Source organism: Streptomyces sp. NPDC001604 (genome assembly GCF_042893475.1).
Classification (GTDB): Bacteria; Actinomycetota; Actinomycetes; order Streptomycetales; family Streptomycetaceae; genus Streptomyces.
Genome location: NZ_JBIAUY010000001.1, coordinates 110,864 through 130,625, shown reverse-complemented (window position 1 = coordinate 130,625; position 19,762 = coordinate 110,864). Strand labels below are relative to the sequence as shown.

The window sequence follows — 19,762 nt, the reverse complement described above, 5'->3', positions numbered from 1 at the left end:
AATTTGCGGCTACCGCCGCGTGGGCGCGACCAGCCACGGACGATGCCGCAGACAGGGAAAGCACATCGCGGCACCTCCCGCGGAGCGCTCAGTGCAGGCCGCTGATCTGCCGACCGTCCTCCAGGGTCCCCGCCAGCTCCGCCCGCACCCCCTGCTTGGCCCGTACGGCCAGCAGGCTGCCGGGGGTGGAGGCGCTGACCCCACCCGTCGTACTGATCGACGCCGTTCCCGGGCTGCCGGCCGCGAGGAGGTACCAGTTCTTCGCCTCCGACTTCCACAGCACCCCGGCGAGCACATGCGGGTCCTTCGTCCCGCACGCCGGTACGTTCTCCGCCTTCGCGGCGACCGCCCCGTACGCGCCGCCCGGCGTGTGGAACTGCGCCAGTACCCGCGTCCCGCCGCCCCGCCAGGTCTCGGCCCGGGTGCACACCCAGTCCGCCGCGCCGCTCGCGTCGGGCAGCGGCTGCCGGCCGTAGGCCCAAGCGTTGACCGTGCGCACGCCCGCCGAGCGCATCGAGGCCAGCGAGCAGGCGTACGGCGCCCAGGTGTGCAGAGCTGCGGCGCCGGTGACCTCGTGGGTGGCGCCGGGCCGTCCGGTGGTGAGGTGGGCGGGGACGAGTTCGCCGAGGTCGGTGCTGAGGCGGGTGCCGGTGGCGTCGGTGAGCTGGAGCACCTTCCACGACGTGCAGTCGCCGCTCTCGGCGGCGGGGCCGGCCAGTGGTGCCGTGACACCGCCGGTCAGGGCCAGGGGTGTCGTGCCGGAGGCCGGCTTGAGCAGGTCCCGCTCGGCGGCCTGCTTCACCCAGGGGGCCGTCAGATAGCGGACGTTGCCGTCGGCCCGGTTCAGGACCAGCGCGTCCGCCTCGGAGCGGTCGGCGCCGTCGACCCGTGCGAAGTCGAGGGCCGCGCCCTTCGTACCGCTCTTCGGCTCGGCGTACCGGGCGATGCGCAGACCGTCGTAGAGCATCACCACCCGTGCGCTGTCGACGTTCCCCGCGTACAGCAGCTGGGGCGGGCCGGAGGGGCCGCCGGACGGGGTGCCGGGGGTCGCGGAGACCTGGACGCTCTCGCCGGGGCGGGCCCAGACGGCGAGGGCGCGGCGCAGCAGGGCCTTGTCGCCGGTGAGGTCGCCGCGGGCGGGCCAGACGGAGAAGTCGGTGCGCGCGGAGGTCGTCCAGGCGGTGGGGGCGACCCGCAGCAGCTCGGCCGGGTCCAGGGCGGCCTCGGCCGCCGGGTTCTGCGCGTACACGGGGGCGGCGGCGCCGTCGGGGGCCCAGCCGTCCCCGGGCAGACCGAACAGCACCCCGCAGACGGCGACGGCCGCCGCGGCGGCGAGCGCGGCCCTGGTGTGCTGTCTGCGGCGCATCAGATCGGTGGGCCGGGCATGCAGTGAACAGGGGTCGAACTCGGGGGAGTCGAGCAGGGCGTACTGCTCCGGGACCTCGTCGGCCTCCCGGAGCGCATCCTGCGGGTCCTCGCAGCCGGCGGCGGTCAGCACCTCGGCCACCTCACCGTCGGGGAGTTCCTCCAGGCCGCGCAGGACGTAGGCGGCGCGGGCGGGGCCGGACAGGGCGGACAGCCGCTGGTCCAGGGCGAGTTCGTCGGCACCGCCGGAGCGCGGGAAGAGGCGCAGGCCCCACACCTGGGGGAGCAGCGGCGGCAGCTGGGACCGCTTGGGGAGTGCCGTGCGCTTCAGCGGCAGGCCCGCCTCCAGCGCCGTACGCAGCACCTGGAGGCGGACGAAGGCGTACCCGGGGTCGCCGTTGCGCCCGGTCGAGCGGGCCGGGATCGCGGGTGCCTGCGCCCGGCTCCGGGGCAGGGCGCGCTGGGTGAGGGCGTGTGCGGTCACCACGCGCCGGTTGCGGCCGAGGCTCGGCGGCAGCACCAGATAGGCGAGCCGGACCAGCCGCGGGTAGTGCTCGACGAGCGCGGCCTCGGCCTGTTCGACGTCGACGGCCAGGTCGGAAGGGGACGGTGCGGGGCGCGGGGCGACATCCTGTGACTGCACGTTCAGCAAAACGAGCGAATCGTGGGATAGTCACCGCTGCGCGAGTGGCTCAGTCCTCCGGCTCGACCAGTGCGCGCGCGTAGTTCGCCATCGAGCGCTGGTAGCGGGGGAGATGGGGCGCCAGGGCGCCGAGCACCAGGGAGAGGCCCTCACGGTCCCGGCCGAGGCTGGACAGGCACAGCGCCAGACACGCCCGTACCGCGTCGTCCAACTCGTCGGAGGGAGCGTCCAGTTCCGGCGTCAGCAGCTTGACGCCCTCTTCCGCCCGCCCGGTGTTCCTGAGGGAACTGGACAACTGGATCTTGGCCCTGCGGCCCTTGTACTGGCTGATCTCGCCCAGCCCGCGCGCCAGCGCCTCCTGGTACAGCGGTACGGCCTTGTCCGAGTGCCCGGTGGAGTCCCAGGCGCAGGCCTGCTCGAAGAGACCGAGCGGGCTGCCCTCCGGCAGTTCGGCGGCGAGGGCGTCGACAACGGCCCGGAAGTCGGCGGCCTTCTCCTCCGGATAGTCGTCGAAGGTGGCCCAGGCGGCGGTCACGCGATCTTCCCAGTCTTGATTCACCGGAGAAGCTTCGCACACACGTGCACGGCCGGACCGTCGTATTTTTGAGCGCACCGGCGTTCACAGCCGTATCGAAGGGGACGGGCCCTCAGTGCCTGGCCGGCACATTCCCGCCTGCCCCGCGAATGTGCCGGTCAGGCCCGGGCCAGCAGAGCGACCCGGAGGAACAGATGAGGTTGACCCGACCGATGCTCGCCGTGGCCGGAGCCGCGGGCGTCCTGGCGCTGGCGGGCTGTGGAACCGGAAACAGCGACGCGGCCGCCAAGGTGCCGACCGCCGCCACCGGCTCTCTGGAGAGCCTGGCCGCCAAGGTGAAGTGCAAGCCGGACATGCAGATCGACTCCGACGAGGTCCGCCAGGCCATCTGCAAGACCTCCGACGGCAAGTTCGTCTTCGCCACCTTCGCCACCGACCGCGGCCAGCGCGAGTGGATCAACGACGCGAAGGACTACGGCGGGTTCTACCTCGTCGGCCGCAAGTGGGTCGCCGTCGGTGAGGACAAGGTGGTCAAGGCGCTGCAGCACACCCTGGGCGGCGACGAGGAGATCGGCACCAACCACAGCGCGCACTCCGGCCACAGCGGCTGAGCTTCGCGCCACATACGAAAAGCGGGCGGTGGGAGATTCCCACCGCCCGCTTTCCTAGGGCCTCGTCACTGGCAACGCTGCCCGCTGTTGATGCAGTTGGCGATCTTGTTCGCCAGGTTGTTCTTGAAGACCGCGATGAAGTCGTCGTGGTCGGTGGCCGCCTTGTGCAGCTGCTCGGGGAAGCCGTCCACCGCGTAGGCGTTCTTCACCTGGCCGTTCTGCAGGACCGGCGGGTTGATCTTGTACACCAGACGCATCGTCAGCTGCGGGATCGCCTTGAAGCCGTTCTGGCAGTTGCCGTTGGCGTCGGCGAAGGCGACATGCGTGCGGTGGTTGGCGCTGTCGATGTTCTTGCCGTCCCAGCAGGACTGGAAGGCGAAGGTGCGCACCACGTTGCTGCCCTGCGGGCAGATCGGGTACTGCGTCGTCAGCTGGACCTTGTTCTCGAAGCCGGTGCAGCTCCAGTGCGCGTTGGCGTTCGCCAGACCGTTGGTCGTGGTCTTGGCGTCACCGGTGATGATGCGCAGGAACTGCGGCATCGCCGTGACCTTGCTGGTCGGGCTGCCGACGTACTTGATCTGCGCCTGGACCGGCGTCAGGATCTTGCCGACGTTGCCCTCCTTGCCGCCGCCGTCCCTGTTCTGGTCGAAGTCCTGCGAGCCGTCCTGGATGCGGACCACCGGCCAGTAGTAGGCCGACAGGTCGCCCTGGTTCTGGCAGCTGGTCTGGTCCGCGATCAGCGTGTTGTTGTTCGCGAACGCGTCGACCTTCTGGTTGCCGACGTAGTCGTGCAGGTGGTGCGCGCCGTTGGTCACGCCGGGAGCCACGATCACGTTGTCCGTGTTGTGGTTCTTGTTGGCGTTCACACCGCACTTGGTGATGAAGACGCCCTTCGAGGCGTTGCCGTTGGCCCGCGGCTTCGCGGCCACGTTCGGCTGGACCTTGGTGATGTCCACGAAGTCGGCCGCGACCGGGCCGTTGCCGGCCTGCCCGCCGATGTTCTGACCGGCTCCGGCCTGTCCGTTGCCCTGCTGCTGGCCGCCGTTCTGCTGCTGGCCACCGTTCTGCTGCTGGCCGCCATTTTGCTGCTGGCCGCCGTTCTGCTGCTGGCCGCCGTTCTGCTGGCCGCCGGCGGTGGTCTGGTTGGCGGTCTGCGTGGTGCAGGCGGCGAGCGCCTGCAGCCCGGCTGCGTCGACCTGGCCGCCCACCCGCTGGATGTCGATGCGGATGCGGTTGAGCGTCGCGGCGCGCTTCTCCTTGAGAGGGCCGACGATCGCGTTCTGCACGAAGTTCGCGTCGCCCGCCTGCGCCTGCCGGGTGGAGGCGAGCCGGGCGTAGGCCTCGGTGATCTGCTTGTCGAGGTTCGCCAGCTCCGTGGCCACGCCCTGCTGGGCCTGGGCCGGAATGTTCGTCAGCTTCTGCTGGACGTCGGGGCAGGCGATCGTGGCGACCTGACCGGCGGCGGCCTTGGTCTGGTTCATCCCCGAGTTGTTCGACTCGTGTGCCGAGGCGTAGAAGTTCGCCCAGATCAGCCCGCCCCCACCGAGCGCTAGGGCCGCCGATGCGGCTATGGCCTTGGTGGCCAGCGGCGTACGGCGTTTGCGTGTGTTGCGTCCCATGGAACTCCTCTGACTTCCTTGCGGGCTTGGCGGGGCATCGAGGCGCCCGACAGGAGTGAAGCGGCGCCTACTCATACGCGCGTGGTCCCAGGGGTGTTCAGCAGCCCCACAAACAAATCAGAGGTTTACCGGGCCTTTGCGACCCAACCGCCGCCTGAGCAGCGGAAGTTACGCAGAATCAGCAACCGCTTACTGGTCCCGGTCCAGATAGGCGAGAACCGCCAGGACGCGACGGTTGTCGTCGTCCGAGACCTCCAGGTCCAGTTTGGTGAAGATGTTGGAGGTGTGCTTGGCAATGGCCCGTTCTGTGACCACCAGCTGCCCTGCGATCGCCGCGTTGGAGCGGCCCTGCGCCATCAGTTCCAGCACCTCCCGCTCCCGGGGCGTCAGCCGCGCGAGCGGCCGGTCGTCGGCGGCCCGCCGCGACAGCAGCTGCTGGATCACCTGCGGGTCCATGGCCGTACCGCCGGCCGCGACCCGCCGTACGGCGTCCACGAACTGGTCCGCGTCGAACACCCGGTCCTTCAGCAGATACCCGACGCCGCCGCTGCCGTCGGCGAGCAGCTCGCGCGCGTACAACTGCTCCACGTGCTGGGACAGCACCAGCACCGGAAGCCCGGGTCTGTCCCGGCGGGCCTGCAGTGCACACTGCAGCCCCTCGTCGGTGTGCGTGGGCGGCAGGCGTACGTCGACCACGGCGACGTCCGGCTCCAGCTCGGCCAGCGCCCGGGCGAGCTCGGGGCCCGACTCGACGGCCGCGGCGATCTCGAAGTCGTAGGCCTCCAGAAGCCGTACCAGGCCGTCGCGCAGCAGGAAGAGGTCTTCGGCTAGGACAACACGCACGGGATCTCCATGGTGACCATGGTGGGACCGCCCGCGGGAGAGCTGACGGCCAGGACGCCGTCGAATGTACCCAGGCGCCGCTCGACCCCGGCCAGGCCCGAACCGGCTCCGATCGCCGCGCCGCCCTTGCCGTTGTCGGTGACGCTGATCCGCAGCTTGTCCTCGCTGTGATGCAGGTCGATCCAGATGCGGTCGGCGCCGGAGTGCTTGACCGCGTTGGTGAGCACCTCGCTGACCGCGAAGTACGCGGCCGACTCCACCGGTGCGTCCGCGCGCCCGTCCAGCTCGACGTTCACCTCGGTGGGCAGCGACAGCCGCAGCGCCAACGCCCTGACCGCGTCGCCGAGTCCGCGTTCGGCCAGCACCGGCGGGTGGATGCCACGCACCAGGTCGCGCAGCTCGGCGAGCGCGTCCACGGAGGACTGCCGGGTCTGCGCGAGGAGCTGCCTGGCCTTCGCCGGGTCCTTGTCGAGGAGCATCTCGATGGTGCCCAGGTGCATGCCCATGGCCACCAGCCGCGCCTGCGCCCCGTCGTGCAGATCCCGCTCGATACGGCGCAGTTCGGCGGCGGAGGTGTCGACGGCGTCCTTCCGGGTCTCGGTCAGCACCTGCACCCGCTCGGCCAGTTCGGCCTGGCTCGCGCCGAGCACGGACCGGGTGAGCCGGAAGTGCGTGGTCAGCAGGGACGGGGCGTAGCGGTAGGCGAAGGCGAGGATCACGAGGGCCAGGGCACCGGCGCCGAGCGCGGAGGCCTGGTCGGTGACGTGCACGAAGCCGTACCAGTACCCGCCGTACGAGGAGAGCGGCCGCCACAGCCCGGCCGCCACCGCGAGGCCCTCCAGGGGGTACAGGACAAGGACGGCCGGCAGCAGTGCGGTGATGTACCCCGCCGTCATGTCGACCTGCAGCCACCGCAGATCGCGCCAGACCGCCGGGTCACGGAGGAGGGCGTACGTTCGCGTCCAGGGGCCGGCGCCTTCGGGTATCGGCCGGTACGCCGACGGGATCCGCACCCCGCACCACCGCGCCGCGAGCGCCCGCCGCCGGTCGGCGAACGCCCGCACCCTCGCCAGCACCCATGGCGTCGTGACGAGCCCGATGCCGATCGGTACGAGTGAGATCGACACAAGGGCCAGCGTGAACCACAGAACCGCTCCGGGAAGGCTCACCAGTGCCAGCACGAACCCCCGCCCGGCCGCCACAGCAACGGCCCGCACCCTCGCGGAGAGGGAGCTGCTTTTCGTGTTGGTGTTCATGGCAGAGAGTCTGACCGAGCGCGGTGGGGGCGGTCACGGGGTCAGGCCCCCCGGGCTGGGGGTGGTGCCAGCTACACCCCTTGCCCCAACACCTTCGCCTCCACCTCCGGATCCAGCCCCACCGGCGGCCGGTCAGGGCGCTGCGGCGCCGCACCGCCGATGCCCTGCAGCCACCGCCAGGTGTCGGCCACCGTCTCGCCGACGGGACGGCACACCAGCCCCGAAGCCAGCGCACGCGAAACGTCCCCGCTGTGCATCGAGTCATGCATGTCGGTGCCCGGCGGCACCCACACCGGCAGCTGGGTCCACGGCGCGATCCCGGCATCGAGGACGACCCCGGGGTCGATCCACCGCAGCTCCGCGTCCGACCCGGTGACGGCGACGCACGCGTCCAGCAGGCTGCCCATGGTGGCGTGCCCCTGCTCGCTGACCATGTTGTACGGCCCGCTCAACTCCCGCTCGACCGCTCCGAGGATCCACTCGGCCATGTCCCGCACGTCGACGTACTGGAGCGGCAACTCACGCGGCCCGGGGGCAAGGACCGGCCCGCCCCGTGCGATCCGCCCCAACCACCACGGCAGCCGCCCGATGTTCTCGTACGGACCGAGGATCAGCCCGGCCCGTACGAGCACGGAGCGGTCCGTCCCGAACGCCTCGACGGCGGCGATCTCCGCACCCCGCTTGTCCCGCGCGTAGTCCGTCTGATCCGCGTCGGGCTCCGCCCCCTCGACCAGCGGGGCGCTCTCGTCGTGCCCGGCCGGCGCGGGCCATGCGTACACCGAGCAGCTCGACACATACACATACCGCCCGGCACGACCCCGCAGCAGCCGTGCCGCGCCGTGTACCGCCCGGGGCGCCGCCGACCAGGTGTCGACCACGGCGTCCCACTCGCCCTCCGTGAGGGCGGCGAGGCCGTCGGGCGCGGTGCGGTCACCGGTCAACGCTCGTACCCCGGACGGGACTTGGTGCCGTCCCCGGTTGAGGACGGTCACCTCCCAGCCGCGCCCCAGGGCCGCCTCGACGACGGCCCGTCCCGCGAACTCCGTTCCACCCAGCACCAGAAGTCTCATGCCGGTGAGCCTGCCCGGTCGGCCCGCGGGACGGAACGGCAATCTGCCGTCAGCAGAGGACGAACGCCCGGTGGACGGTCAACGGCCGGTCGGCGGCGTGTACTTGTACCCGACCCGCCGTACCGTCTGGATCGTCCCGCGGTGCTCGGCGCCCAGCTTGCGGCGCAGACGCGCGATGTGGACGTCGACGGTGCGGCCGTCGCCCACATGGCCGTACCCCCATACCGTGGTGACCAGCTGGTCGCGGGTGTGCACCCGGTGCGGATGCGCCACGAGATGCGCGAGCAGCTCGAACTCCAGGTAGGTGAGGTCGAGTTCGCGCCCGTCCACCTCGGCGGTGCGCTGCACGGAGTCGATCCGCACGAGCGGGTTGCCGCTGCCCCGCTCCTCACCGGTGGGGTCGGGCACCGCCACCGGAAGGAACGGCGGCTGCTGGTCGGCCGGGACGAGCACCAGGTAGCCGATCATCGGCGGCTGGCCCGGCAGGGTCGGCAGGGTGTGCTGCGGAGCGGGCAGCCAGGTGGCGCCCGGCGGCAGGAAGTCCGTCACGTCCACGACCTCGTCCCGGTCGACGGCCCGCAGCCGGTGCCGGGCGCCGCTCTGGGCGGGGGAGGTGAGGGTGGCGGTGGAGAGAGAACGAGTGGTCGCCATGAGAGGTCAGCTCTTTCGCGCGAGGAGTTCGTCTGGGAGGACGGCGGCCGCGATTCGTGGTCGGGCTCGCCGGGACGTACGTCGTGTCGCGCTGGCCGAAGGCCGGGGGTGTACGGCTTTAGAGGGCCGGCGCGTTCATCGCGCGGCAACACACCCGGTCGAAGTCGTGGTGCTGACGGGAAGGCCAGAACGGCTCGAGGTCATGGCGACCCGTCGCGGTGTGGTTCTTGAAGCTGGCCATGACCTCATTGAAGCAGACACCGGCCCCGACGAGGACCCTTCTCTCACTACTTGGACGGCAAAAGGGGCGCCCACCGTGAACGGCGGGCGCCCCTTTTGCCGAAAAAGCGGGGATCAGACCTGGCCGGCCTTCTCCAGAGCGGAGCAGCAGGTGTCGACGAGCAGCCGCGTCACGACGTACGGGTCGACGTTGGCGTTGGGACGGCGGTCCTCGATGTAGCCCTTGCCGTCCTTCTCGACCTGCCACGGGATACGGACCGAGGCGCCGCGGTTGGAGACGCCGTAGGAGTACTCGTTCCACGGGGCGGTCTCGTGCAGACCCGTCAGGCGGTCGTCGATGCCGGCGCCGTAGTTCTTGACGTGGTCGAGCGGCTTGGAGCCCTCGCCCAGCGACTCGGCGGCGGTGATGATCGCGTCGTAGCCCTCGCGCATCGCCTTGGTGGAGAAGTTGGTGTGCGCGCCGGCGCCGTTCCAGTCGCCCTTCACCGGCTTCGGGTCCAGCGTCGCGGCGACGCCGAAGTCCTCGGCGGTGCGGTAGAGCAGCCAACGGGCCACCCACAGGTGGTCGGAGACCTCCAGCGGGGAGACCGGGCCGACCTGGAACTCCCACTGGCCGGGCATGACCTCGGCGTTGATGCCGGAGATGGCGAGACCCGCGGCGAGGCAGTTCTCCAGGTGGGCCTCGACGATCTCACGGCCGAAGATCTCGTCGGCGCCGACACCGCAGTAGTAGCCGCCCTGCGGGGCCGGGAAGCCGCCCTTGGGGAAGCCCAGCGGGTAGCCGTCCTGGAAGAAGGTGTACTCCTGCTCGATACCGAAGATCGGCTCCTGCGCGGCGAACTTCTCGGCGACCTCGACCAGCGCTGCGCGGGTGTTCGACTCGTGCGGCGTGAAGTCGATGTTGAGGACCTCGCACAGCACGAGGACGTCGTCGCCGCCGCGGATCGGGTCCGGGCAGGTGAAGACCGGCTTGAGGACACGGTCCGAGGAGTGGCCCTCGGCCTGGTTCGTGGAGGACCCGTCGAAGCCCCAGATCGGCAGCGCGTCCAGACCGGCGGGCTCGCCCGCGATGATCTTCGTCTTGGAACGGAGCTTGGCGGTCGGCTGGGTGCCGTCGATCCAGATGTACTCAGCCTTGAAGGTCACGGGCCACTTCCTTCGGGGATGTGTCTACGCACTTGCGGGTGCTGCGGCGCTGCGGCACTGAGGCGCCGCGGTGGATGCCCGCGAGCCTGTCAACAGGCGATTTCCCGGCCATTGCTCGAGTGTGAACCCCGTGTTACCTGGCGGTGGTGTGGCGCGATTCACGGTGTGAGGGCCGGTGGTGCACAGCAAGTCGACAGGTCGACCAGGCCGGCGGGAGCGGTCGGCCCGTCGTACGGCGGCTCGTATGCGATGGGGTTGTGCGGGGGCCGGAGGGTCAGCCACCCCCCGCGGCCGCGTCCCGCACCCCCGCCAGGAACCCCTTGATCGCGCCCAGCTCCCGCTCGTCGTACCCCTGCAGCAGCTCCACCGTCTGCTCGATCAGCGGTCCGAAGGACGACCACCCGAGTTCCACTGCACGCTCGGTCACCTCGATCACCACCTTGCGCCGGTCCCGCGGGTCACGGAGCCGCCGTACATGTCCGGCCCGCTCCAGCCGGTCGACCAGCGCGGTGGTCCCCGCCGAGTTCAGCCCGAGCGCGGTGCCGAGCCGCCCGGCCGACATCTGCTCACCCGCGCGGGAGGCGTCCATGAGGGCGATCAGGGCGCGTACGTCCGTGGGGTGCATGCCGTTGCGGGACGCGAACCGGGCGCTGTGCAAGGCGAGTTCGACGGTCGCCGCACGCAGCAGATGGACGACCTCCATCTCTGGGCCCCGGGGGTTCGGCACGGGCTGCCTCCGACTATTATCTCGCTCGTCGAGTATCTCGCTCAACGAGATAATAAGGGGGTTCCGGTGTCTGCTCGCAGCACCTACGACATGGACGGCTTCCTCGCCGCCTACGACAAGGTCATGGCCAAGTGGCCCGCCGAGCGCGAGGCGGTGACCGTCCCCACGCCCTTCGGGACGACCTACGTCAACATGTGCGGCCCTCTCCACGCGCCCCCGGTCGTCCTGCTCCCCGGCGGCGGGGGAGCCACCTCCGCCGGCTGGTACGCCCAGGCGGGCGAACTGGCCCGTACCCACCGCGTGTTCGCCGTCGACCTCCCCGGCTGCGCGGGCCGCGGTACCGAGGCCGGCGACCGTCACCCCCGTACGGTCGCCGACCTGGTGGCCTGGCTGGACGCGGTCCTGGACGACCTCGGCCTGGCGGAGACGGACCTGGGCGGGCACTCGTACGGCGGCTGGATCGCCCTGCACTGCACGCTGCACGCACGCGCACGCGTACGTCGCCTCTTCCTCCTGGACCCCACCCAGTGCTTCGCCGGCTACCGGCCCGCCTATCTCCTGCACGCCCTGCCGCTGGTGCTGCGCCCCTCGCCCCGCCGGGTCCGTGCCCTGCTGGAGTGGGAGACCGGGGGAGTGCCCCTCGACCCCGACTGGCTCCGCCTCCAGGAGGCGGCCGCCGGCTTCCCCTCCGTCGCGAAGCCGGTGACCGGTCCGCGCCCGGCGCCGGAAGCGCTGCGCGGCCTGGACATGCCGGTCCTGCTGTTCCTGGCCGGGAACAGCAGGACCTGTGACACGTACGAGATGGCGGCGAAGGCGGATGCGCTGCTGCCGCGCGCGGAGACGGTCGTGGTCCCCGGCGTCTCCCACCATGCGCTGCCGCAGTCAGCACCCGCCGACCTCGGCCGCCGCCTCACGGAGTTCTTGACCCCTTGAGTCTCACCCCACCTTCTCGATCAGTGCGTGGCGGATGAGGAACTTGCCGGGCTCCCGGACCTGTTCGAAGGCCGCGTTGTTGAGCAGGGCACAACTGCCGGAGACCGAGGTGACCTTCACCGTCGTGGACTTGTTGTTGTCCAGGTTGGTGACCTTCAGCGTCGTCCCCGCCGGGAACTGGTTGCTGGAGGCGGCAGGTGCGCCGCCCTCGCCGGAGAGGGTGACGGTGGAGCCGTTGCACACCTGTCGGCCCGAGGCGGCAGCGCCACCACCCGCGTTCGCGTTTCCCGCGGGTGCCGAGGCCGCCTGCGAGGGCTGCGCGGACTGCTGCGCACCGCCGGCCTGCTGTCCGGCGTTCTGCGCCGGCTGCGTCGCCTGGGAGCCCTGAGCCGACTCCCCAACGGTGCAACCGGACGCCTTCTGCTGGACCTTGATCTGCGCGATGACCGCCTCGCGGTTGGCGATCCGGGCCGCGGACTGGGCGTCGGGGTTGGCCTTCTGCCCGTCGATGAACCTCTGGTTGTTGCCGAGGGCAGTGGCGAGCCCCTGGCAGACGTTCGAGTCCGCGGCCGACAGGGTCTTGGCCTGAGGGCTCTGTGCGGCGTTCGAGGTGCTCGCCATGACGAAGGCGCCGCCTCCCGCCACCGCCGCCGCGCTCACCAGCAGCGCGATCTTCTTCTTCGTACCGAGACTTCTCCTACGCGACATGCGCGCCTCCTGCGAGGTAGGGGAGCGTACGCCGCTATGTACGAGATACCGAACGAAGTTACTCAGTGGTTACAGGAGTCACTGAAGTAACCTGCGTCACAGGAAAGTTGAAGTCGGCTCACAGCGTCGGCCCCCGCCCCCTGCTGTCGGGCCTGTCGTCACTATCGGGACAGGGCGTCCCGTACGGCCTCGTCGGTGCGGCCGACCACCGCGGTGCCGTCGTCGGCGGTGATGATCGGGCGCTGGATCAGCTTGGGGTGCTCGGCGAGGGCCTTGATCCACCGTGCGCGCGACGAGTCGTCCCGCGGCCACTCCTTCAGCCCGAGCTCCTTGGCGTCGGCCTCCTGGGTGCGGGTGATGTCCCACGGTTCGAGGCCGAGACGGTCGAGTACGTCCCTGATCTCGTCCTCGCTCGGTACGTCCTCCAGGTAGCGGCGGACGGTGTAGTCGGCGCCCTCGGCGTCGAGCAGGCTGATGGCGCTGCGGCACTTGGAACAGGCCGGGTTGATCCAGATCTCCATGGGGTCAAAGGTACCCCTGAGGTCCCCTCAAAGGCGCTGTGGCCAGGGCCTTTTGTCAGTGCCGGGCGGTACACTAGAAGAAGTGTTCGAGGGTGTGGGGGGTGCCGAAACCCCCGTTCGTTCCCACACCCTCACCGCGACAGGAGGATGCCTGTGCCCGCTGCCGCACTGAAGCCGAAGCCGACCCAGTCCACCGCCAAGCACCCCGTCCTGCTCGACCTGCCCTACGCCCCCGTGGAGAAGCGCCCGCTGCCGCCGGGCCGTCCGCGCGAGTGGTACGTCACGCACAACCGCCGCCTCAAGGCGATGCGGCTCGCCATCGCCCTGCTCGACAGGGGGGTGTACGTACCGAACCAGGCCCGCAACGAGACGATCCGGAGCACGGCCGAACTGATCGGCGTCCACCCGCCGTCGGACACGACGTGCCACATGGTGCGGGCGCTGATGCGGTATTCGCGTTGAGCGTGGTGCCGGGTGCCCCGTGCCTGCGGGGTGCCCGGCACGTGCGTCGCCGTCTGCTGGGGGCTGCCGCCCCCAGACCCCCGCTTCGGCCCTGAAGGGGCCTCGTCCTCAAACGCCGGACGGGCTGAAAAGACGCCGGACGGGCTGAAGATGCGCGATCGGCGCTCAGAGCTTGCCCGCCAACTCCTTCTCCAGCGGCGTCCGGAACCGGGGTGTCACCTTCGTGGCCCCCACCCACCCCTGCAACCGCTCAGCCTCGGCCGCGATCGTCGCCTCGGCCTCGCGTCCCACTCCGTCCTTGTCGAGCAGCCGCCAGACGATCTCACCGTCGGGACGCTGAGCCCATCCGCCCACCACTCGGCCGTTCCACCACACCGTCGGCCCCACGTTGCCGCTGTAGTCGAACAACGACGGCCGCAGTTCGGGCGCCAGATACCAGTCCCGCTCGCGCCACCCCATCGCCGTCGGATCCAGCGCGGGCAGCAGCGCCGCCCAAGGCCGGTCCGGGCCCGCCACCGGCTCGACGTCACCGTGGGCGACGTACCCCACACCCTCGTCCAGAGACACCTCCTGCGCGCCGATCGCCGCCAGCGCACGCCGGACGTCCGTGACCTTCCAGCCCGTCCACCACTTCAGATCGGCCTCCGTGGCGGGCCCGCATGCCGCGAGCCAGCGGCCGAGCAGTACCGACTGCGCCTCGGCCACGTCGAGTTCGGGGTGCAGCGGGGCCACGGCCCAGCGGAACTGGCTGGACGTCCACGAGCCGAGCGGCCGCCCCCGTACGACCTTGCCCTCCACGCCCAGCACCCTCAGCAGCCGGGTCGAAACGGTGTGCACGCCCTCGTAGCTCTTGCCGGCCGCGTACGCGAACTGCTCTCTCAACCGCGGCTCGTCCTCGGCTAGTTCGGCCGCGGTCGCCTGCCCGCGCCGCGCCAGGGCCGCCAACGCCGACTCCTCGACGTCCTTCAGCCAGGCCGCGTCCGGCGCCCCGGCCTTCGCCATGTCCTTGAGCAGCGAGGCCCGTTCGCGGCCCGCGACCGTGAGCCCGGTCGAGGCGTGCACGACGGCGGTGAGGTCGGTCGGGAACACGAACACCGTGTGCCGCATGCCGTGCATCCGCACCAGTGAGCGGTCCGTGTACAGCGCCCGCTCGGTCTCCGCCACGGTCCGCGCCGCGTCCACGAGCCGCGCGCCCACCGCCAGATGCACCGTCGCCGGGTCCGACCCGTGCAGCGCCACCAGCGTGCCGGCGACCTCCTCCGGACTGCCCGCCCGCGCCCCCGGAGCCAGCCGCTGCCGCAACGCAAGCCGCGCCCGCCGCTCCGCCACCCCGATGTACCGCACCATTCCGGCCTCCCCGTCACACCATCCGTCCCCTCATCCTGCACGAGTGCACTGACAACGAGGGGTCCTCCCTCTCAGCCCGTCCGGCGTTTGAGGACGAGGCCGTTCAGGCCGAAAGCGGGGGTCTGGGGGCGCAGCCCCCAGGTACGGGACGGGTAGGGGCGGCGGGGGCGCGAAAACCGGGGCGTCGGCGCAAGCGTCCTCACCCGATCGCCGCCCCCGGCATGCGCACGCCCCCGCCCCCGCCTTCACTGCGAACAGGAGGCGATGGCGGGCGACCGCACCGGAGGCGTGATGGGCAGGCGCGGTGTATCGCGGTGGGTGTCGTGAGCACGTCCGTCGTTCGCGCCGAACGGGGGAAGGCCGCCCGTCGGCGGGTGGCACGTTCCGCGCATGCCGGGTGGGTCCCGCCCGTCGACCGGGCCGACCCCGTTGCCGTACTGGAGCGGCAGGGACGTGACCGGCTGCCGGAGCTGCTGCCGATCCGGTACGGACGGATGGCCGCGTCGCCGTTCGCGTTTCTGCGCGGTTCGGCCGCCGTGATGGCCGCCGACCTCGCCTCCCGGCCGCACACCGGCCTGACCGTGCAGCTGTGCGGCGACGCCCACCTGCTGAACTTCGGTCTGTACGCCTCCCCGGAGCGGGCGCTTCTCTTCGATCTCAACGACTTCGACGAGACCTTCCCCGGGCCCTTCGAATGGGACGTCGAGCGGCTCGCCGCATCCGTCGCCGTGGCCGGGCGGGCGAACGGGCACGCCGAGGCCAAGGTGCGGCGCGCGACGCTGGAGGCGGTGGCCGCCTATCGGATCGCGATGCGGCGGCTGGCCCGGCGGGGCGAGCTCGCCGTCTGGTACGAGCGCATCGACGCCGACAGCCTGCTGCCCCTCGTCCGCTCCGCCGGCCGCCGCAGACAGGTCGCCTCCAGCCTCACCCGGGCCCGCCGCCGCACCAGCCTGCAGGCCCTCGGCAAGCTGACGGAAGTGGTCGACGGGCGCCGCCGGATCATCCACGACCCACCGCTCCTCGAACCGACCGGCGCCTCCGACATGGCCTCCCTGCGCAAGATCTTCAGCGACTACCGTTCCACCCTCTCCGAGGAGCGCCGTCTGCTCCTGGACCGCTACCGCTTCGTGGACGCCGCCCGCAAGGTCGTCGGCGTCGGCAGCGTCGGCCTGCGCTGCTTCGTCGTACTCCTGACGGGACGGGATCACAGCGACCCCCTGTTCCTGCAGATCAAGGAGGCTCGGAGGTCCGTCTGGGAGGAACATCTGCCACACGGGCCGTACGTTCACCCTGGGCATCGCGTCGTCGCAGGTCAGCGGCTGCTGCAGGCGGGGAGTGACATCTTCCTGGGGTGGATGAGCGGGCCGCAGGGGCGCGCCTTCTACTGGCGGCAGCTGCGCGACATGAAGGGCTCCGCGGACGTGGCCGGCATGAGCCCGGCCGATCTGCTCGGATACGCCCGCCTCTGCGGAACCGCCCTGGCCCGCGCCCATGCCCGCTCCGGCGACCGCATCGCCATCGCCGCGTATCTCGGCGGCGCCGACACCTTCGAGCAGGCCGTCGCCGACTTCGCCCTCGCCTACGCCGACCAGACCGCCAAGGACCACGCAGCCCTCGGCGCGGCGATCGCCGCGGGCGTGGTCGCGGCGGCCCCCGAAGCGTGACATCCGGGCCTAGGCTGGCCAGGTGCAGTTCTCCGCACCACAGTCCGACGGCTTCGAAGTCGTCGTCGCCGCCTCCTCCGCCGGTGGCATCAACGCCCTCGTCGTCCTGCTCGGCGCCCTCCCCGGTGACCTGCCGGTGCCGGTACTGGTCGTGCAGCACCTGGACCCCCGCCACCGCACCGTCATCGCGGACGTCCTGGGCCGCCGTACACCGCTGGCCGTGAAGCTCGCCGAGGACCACGAGCAGACCCACCCGGGCACGGTGTACATCGCGCCCCCCGACCGGCACCTGCTGGTGCGGCCCGGCGGCAGGCTGGCCCTCACCGACAGCGAGCTGGTGCACTTCGTGAGGCCCTCCGCCGACCTGCTGTTCGAGTCCGTCGCGGGGGCCTACGGGCCGAAGGCCATCGCCTGTGTGCTCAGCGGCACCGGGCGGGACGGCGCGATGGGCGTGGACGCGGTCAAGTCGCGCGGCGGCACCGTGATCGTGCAGGATCCCTCCACCGCCGAGTTCAGCGGCATGCCCGAGGCGGCCGTGGGTACGGGGACAGTGGACTTCGTGCTACCTCTGGAGGAGATCGCCGCGGTGATCCGCGGTTTGGTCGGGACCGAGAAGCAGTAGCAGAGAAGTGGCGGCAGCAATGGGCGAGCGACAGCCGGACCTGGAGACCGACGAGGAACTGGAGCAACTCCTCGGTTTCCTCCGCGACGCCCGTGGATTCGACTTCACCGGTTACAAGCGCTCGTCCCTGGGCCGCCGCATCCGCAAGCGGATGGCGGACGTCGACGTCGCGACATACGCCGACTACCGCGACCGGCTCGAGGCCAATGCGGATGAATTCAACGCCCTGTTCAACACCATCCTGATCAACGTCACGTCCTTCTTCCGCGACCCCGACGCCTGGACCTTCCTGCAACGTGAGGTACTGCCCGAACTGCTCGCCCGGAACAGCGCCGACGACGAGATCCGGGTCTGGAGCGCCGGCTGCTCCAGCGGCGAGGAGGCCTACTCCCTGGCGATCATGTTCGCCGAGGCGCTGGGCCTGGACGAGACCCTGGACCGGGTCAAGATCTACGGCACCGACGTCGACGACGAGGCGCTGCGCGACGCCCGCTCCGGTCTGTACTCGGCCAAGTCGCTCGCACCGCTGGAAACCGAGCTGCGCGACAAGTACTTCGAGCAGAGCGGCGCACGCTTCGCATTCCGCCCCGATCTGCGCCGCAGAGTCATCTTCGGCCGCCACGACATCACCCGCGACGCCCCGATCTCCCGCCTCGACCTGCTCGTGTGCCGCAACACGCTGATGTACTTCAACGTCGAGGCGCAGACGCAGATCGTCGACCGCTTCCACTTCGCGCTCGGCGAGGGTGGCTTCCTCTTCCTCGGCAAGGCCGAGATGCTGCTCAACGACGCCGAGCGGTTCTCGGTCATGAGCATGCGGCAGCGGGTGTTCCGGCGCCGTCCCAGCGAGGCCACGGCGCCGTACCAGGCCGCTCCGGTGAAGATCAGGAGCGGTCTGAGCGGCGAACTGCACTCGGTCGCCCGAAACCGGCAGCTGCGCGACCTCATCCTCGACTCGACCCCGAGCGCGGCCGTGGCCGTCGACTCCGACGGCACCGTCCTGCTCATCAACAGCCACGCGCGCGTGCAGTTCGGCCTCACCGCGAACGACATCGGGCGCCCCTTCCAGGATCTGGAGATCTCCTACCGCCCCGTGGAACTTCGCTCGCTGATCGAACAGGCCACGCACGAACGCCGCACCCTTCGCGTCAACGGCGCCGAGCGGCGGACGGGCGAGGAGGTCCAGTACTACGACATCCTGGTCCAACCCCTGAACGGGGTCGACGGAATGACCGCCGCCACCAACATCACCTTCACCGACGTCACGGTCACCACCCAGCTCAAGGCCGAGATCAAGCGCGTACGCGAGGACCTGGAGACGGCGTACGAGGAACTCCAGTCCACCAATGAGGAGCTGGAGACGACCAACGAGGAGCTCCAGTCGAGCATCGAGGAGCTGGAGACGACCAACGAGGAACTCCAGTCCACGAACGAGGAACTGGAGACCACCAACGAGGAACTCCAGTCCGGCAACGAGGAACTGGAGACCATGAACGAGGAGATGCGGGTCCGCACCGAGGAACTGGACGAGGCCCGTACCTTCCTGGAGGCCGTGCTGACCTCCATCGCCGCCGGAGTCGTCGTCCTGGACCAGGGCCTGAAGGTCAAGAGCTGGAACCGCGGCGCAGTGGACCTGTGGGGCCTGCGTCCCGACGAAGTCATCGACCAGCCCTTCTTCGGTCTCGACTTCGGTCTGCCCACCGAGAAGCTGCGCGAGATCATCCAGAACTGCGTCGACAGCGGCCGGCGGGGAGACCCGCTGCCCGTGCCGTCCGTCAACCGTCTGGGCAGGGCCATCACCTGCCTGGTGCAGTGCAGCCCCTTCGACGCCCACAACGGCGGTGTCGTGCTGCTGATGGAAGAAGGCCGGGCGAACGGCCCCGGGTGAGCGAGCGGGGCGTACGCTTCCGGTATGGCCACTGTCGGCGGGTCCCAGGACCCCATGGCTTCCGCGGAGCGGAGAGCCGCTACGGCGCGTGCACGTTCCGCGCAGGAGACCAGGAGCGCCGAAAGGCAGGAGGCCCTCGCCGAGCAGGCGGTCAGCGAAGTGCGCAGGGACACGCACCTGCGGATGGCCGCAGTCCACCGCTCGACCGCGTCCTGCCATCGGTCCGCGGCCCGGCTCCACGAGAGCTACGCGGCCCGGCTCGCGGGCTGGGCAGGCGCCACGAGCACTCCGCGGCCGCTGTTCATGACGGGTGTCGCGGCAGCCTGCGGCACCCGGAGCGCCGCCCTCACGCTGGTCGGAGCCACCTTCGACCAGCTTTCGCTCGCCGCCTCCGACGAGCCCTCCCGTGCCGCACAGGAGTTGGAGTTCCTGCTCGGTGAGGGCCCGGCCCGGGACGCGACCAGGCAGGTCCGGGCGGTGACGGCGACCGGCTCGGGAATGACCGACCGCTGGCCCGGCTACGGGCCGGCAGTCAGCGAACTCGGCATCGAGGAGGTGACGGCCGTACCGCTCAGCATGGAGGGCACCTGTGTCGGTGCCCTCACCGTCTTCGACGCCGCCTCCCGAGTGACCGGCTCGCAGACCTTCGCGGAGGTCGCCGAGGTCCTGACCCGCACCATGATCCTCAACCCGGCCGGTGACCCCGAACTGTACGGCGGCACTGACCTGCGCGCCCTGGTGCACCAGGCCGCCGGCATGGTCTCCGTCCAGCTCGACTGCTCGGTGAGTGACGCACTGGAACTGATCAAGGCACGTGCCTTCACCGAGGGCGTCTCCGCGCACGCCGTCGCGGAACGCATCGTGCGGGGCGAGCTGCGACTTGCCTGAAACGGGTGGCAGCCGGGCGTCGA

General features: G+C 70.8%; 20 protein-coding genes. 7 read left to right on the top strand and 13 right to left on the bottom strand.

Annotated features, from left to right (window positions below; genetic code table 11):
- Positions 1–88: 88 nt before the first annotated feature.
- Together ACFY1E_RS00630 and ACFY1E_RS00625 are read right to left on the bottom strand one after the other, a co-directional pair.
- Entirely contained in the window at positions 89–2,008 is a 1,920-nt protein-coding gene (locus ACFY1E_RS00630; protein WP_389069713.1) for a hypothetical protein, read from the bottom strand.
- 49 nt (positions 2,009–2,057) lie between these two features.
- A complete protein-coding gene (locus ACFY1E_RS00625) occupies positions 2,058–2,585 on the bottom strand; it encodes a tetratricopeptide repeat protein (RefSeq protein ID WP_389069711.1) in 528 nt (175 codons plus the stop codon).
- A 152-nt stretch (positions 2,586–2,737) separates the two neighbouring features.
- Between ACFY1E_RS00625 and ACFY1E_RS00620 the strand changes: the two genes are divergently transcribed.
- The gene (locus ACFY1E_RS00620) at positions 2,738–3,154 is read left to right on the top strand and encodes a hypothetical protein (RefSeq protein WP_389069710.1); all 417 of its coding nucleotides are present in this window, start codon (positions 2,738–2,740) and stop codon (positions 3,152–3,154) included.
- A gap of 65 nt (positions 3,155–3,219) precedes the next feature.
- Here ACFY1E_RS00620 and ACFY1E_RS00615 read toward each other — a convergent pair whose 3' ends face one another.
- From ACFY1E_RS00615 to ACFY1E_RS00580, 8 genes are all read right to left on the bottom strand, one after another.
- The gene (locus ACFY1E_RS00615) at positions 3,220–4,773 is read right to left on the bottom strand and encodes a DUF1996 domain-containing protein (RefSeq protein WP_389069707.1); all 1,554 of its coding nucleotides are present in this window, start codon (positions 4,771–4,773) and stop codon (positions 3,220–3,222) included.
- A 189-nt stretch (positions 4,774–4,962) separates the two neighbouring features.
- On the bottom strand, positions 4,963–5,616 hold the full coding sequence (locus tag ACFY1E_RS00610) for a response regulator transcription factor (protein ID WP_344406352.1): 654 nt from the start codon (positions 5,614–5,616) through the stop codon (positions 4,963–4,965).
- On the bottom strand, positions 5,601–6,872 hold the full coding sequence (locus ACFY1E_RS00605) for a sensor domain-containing protein (protein WP_389069705.1): 1,272 nt from the start codon (positions 6,870–6,872) through the stop codon (positions 5,601–5,603). The genes ACFY1E_RS00610 and ACFY1E_RS00605 overlap by 16 nt, the downstream gene beginning before the upstream one ends.
- Before the next feature lie 71 nt (positions 6,873–6,943).
- Complete coding sequence (locus ACFY1E_RS00600; RefSeq protein ID WP_389069703.1) at positions 6,944–7,942, bottom strand: SDR family oxidoreductase; 999 nt, start codon at positions 7,940–7,942, stop codon at positions 6,944–6,946.
- A 78-nt stretch (positions 7,943–8,020) separates the two neighbouring features.
- Positions 8,021–8,593, bottom strand: coding sequence for a winged helix-turn-helix domain-containing protein (locus ACFY1E_RS00595; protein ID WP_389069700.1), 573 nt, complete (start codon positions 8,591–8,593; stop codon positions 8,021–8,023).
- A gap of 118 nt (positions 8,594–8,711) precedes the next feature.
- The gene (locus tag ACFY1E_RS00590) at positions 8,712–8,834 is read right to left on the bottom strand and encodes a hypothetical protein (protein ID WP_365845753.1); all 123 of its coding nucleotides are present in this window, start codon (positions 8,832–8,834) and stop codon (positions 8,712–8,714) included.
- A 113-nt stretch (positions 8,835–8,947) separates the two neighbouring features.
- Complete coding sequence (glnII, locus tag ACFY1E_RS00585) at positions 8,948–9,979, bottom strand: glutamine synthetase (RefSeq protein ID WP_389069697.1); 1,032 nt, start codon at positions 9,977–9,979, stop codon at positions 8,948–8,950.
- Positions 9,980–10,253: 274 nt separating this feature from the next.
- Entirely contained in the window at positions 10,254–10,682 is a 429-nt protein-coding gene (locus tag ACFY1E_RS00580; RefSeq protein ID WP_389071550.1) for a MarR family winged helix-turn-helix transcriptional regulator, read from the bottom strand.
- Between the two features lie 90 nt (positions 10,683–10,772).
- On the opposite strand from ACFY1E_RS00580, the gene ACFY1E_RS00575 reads away from it, so the two are divergent.
- Positions 10,773–11,639 carry an alpha/beta fold hydrolase gene (locus tag ACFY1E_RS00575; protein ID WP_389069695.1) on the top strand — a complete coding sequence of 289 codons (867 nt, stop codon included), beginning with the start codon at positions 10,773–10,775 and terminating at the stop codon, positions 11,637–11,639.
- A 3-nt stretch (positions 11,640–11,642) separates the two neighbouring features.
- Here ACFY1E_RS00575 and ACFY1E_RS00570 read toward each other — a convergent pair whose 3' ends face one another.
- Together ACFY1E_RS00570 and ACFY1E_RS00565 are read right to left on the bottom strand one after the other, a co-directional pair.
- Positions 11,643–12,347: a hypothetical protein gene (locus ACFY1E_RS00570; RefSeq protein ID WP_389069693.1), complete on the bottom strand. Its 705-nt coding sequence runs from the start codon at positions 12,345–12,347 to the stop codon at positions 11,643–11,645.
- A 161-nt stretch (positions 12,348–12,508) separates the two neighbouring features.
- Complete coding sequence (locus tag ACFY1E_RS00565; protein ID WP_344406342.1) at positions 12,509–12,868, bottom strand: arsenate reductase family protein; 360 nt, start codon at positions 12,866–12,868, stop codon at positions 12,509–12,511.
- Between the two features lie 153 nt (positions 12,869–13,021).
- Here ACFY1E_RS00565 and ACFY1E_RS00560 point away from each other — a divergent pair, with 153 nt between their 5' ends.
- Positions 13,022–13,330 (top strand): hypothetical protein, encoded by a 309-nt coding sequence (locus ACFY1E_RS00560; protein ID WP_099928355.1) that lies wholly within the window; start codon positions 13,022–13,024, stop codon positions 13,328–13,330.
- A 165-nt stretch (positions 13,331–13,495) separates the two neighbouring features.
- Here ACFY1E_RS00560 and ACFY1E_RS00555 read toward each other — a convergent pair whose 3' ends face one another.
- Positions 13,496–14,677, bottom strand: coding sequence for a winged helix DNA-binding domain-containing protein (locus ACFY1E_RS00555; protein ID WP_389069689.1), 1,182 nt, complete (start codon positions 14,675–14,677; stop codon positions 13,496–13,498).
- A gap of 323 nt (positions 14,678–15,000) precedes the next feature.
- On the opposite strand from ACFY1E_RS00555, the gene ACFY1E_RS00550 reads away from it, so the two are divergent.
- Genes ACFY1E_RS00550 through ACFY1E_RS00535 form a run of 4 tightly spaced genes read left to right on the top strand, consistent with a single transcriptional unit; the run spans position 15,001 to position 19,739 of the window.
- A complete protein-coding gene (locus ACFY1E_RS00550) occupies positions 15,001–16,341 on the top strand; it encodes a DUF2252 domain-containing protein (RefSeq protein ID WP_389069687.1) in 1,341 nt (446 codons plus the stop codon).
- Positions 16,342–16,363: 22 nt separating this feature from the next.
- On the top strand, positions 16,364–16,963 hold the full coding sequence (locus tag ACFY1E_RS00545; protein ID WP_389069685.1) for a chemotaxis protein CheB: 600 nt from the start codon (positions 16,364–16,366) through the stop codon (positions 16,961–16,963).
- Between the two features lie 19 nt (positions 16,964–16,982).
- On the top strand, positions 16,983–18,851 hold the full coding sequence (locus ACFY1E_RS00540) for a CheR family methyltransferase (RefSeq protein WP_389069682.1): 1,869 nt from the start codon (positions 16,983–16,985) through the stop codon (positions 18,849–18,851).
- 24 nt (positions 18,852–18,875) lie between these two features.
- Positions 18,876–19,739 carry an ANTAR domain-containing protein gene (locus ACFY1E_RS00535; protein ID WP_389069681.1) on the top strand — a complete coding sequence of 288 codons (864 nt, stop codon included), beginning with the start codon at positions 18,876–18,878 and terminating at the stop codon, positions 19,737–19,739.
- Positions 19,740–19,762: the final 23 nt, after the last annotated feature.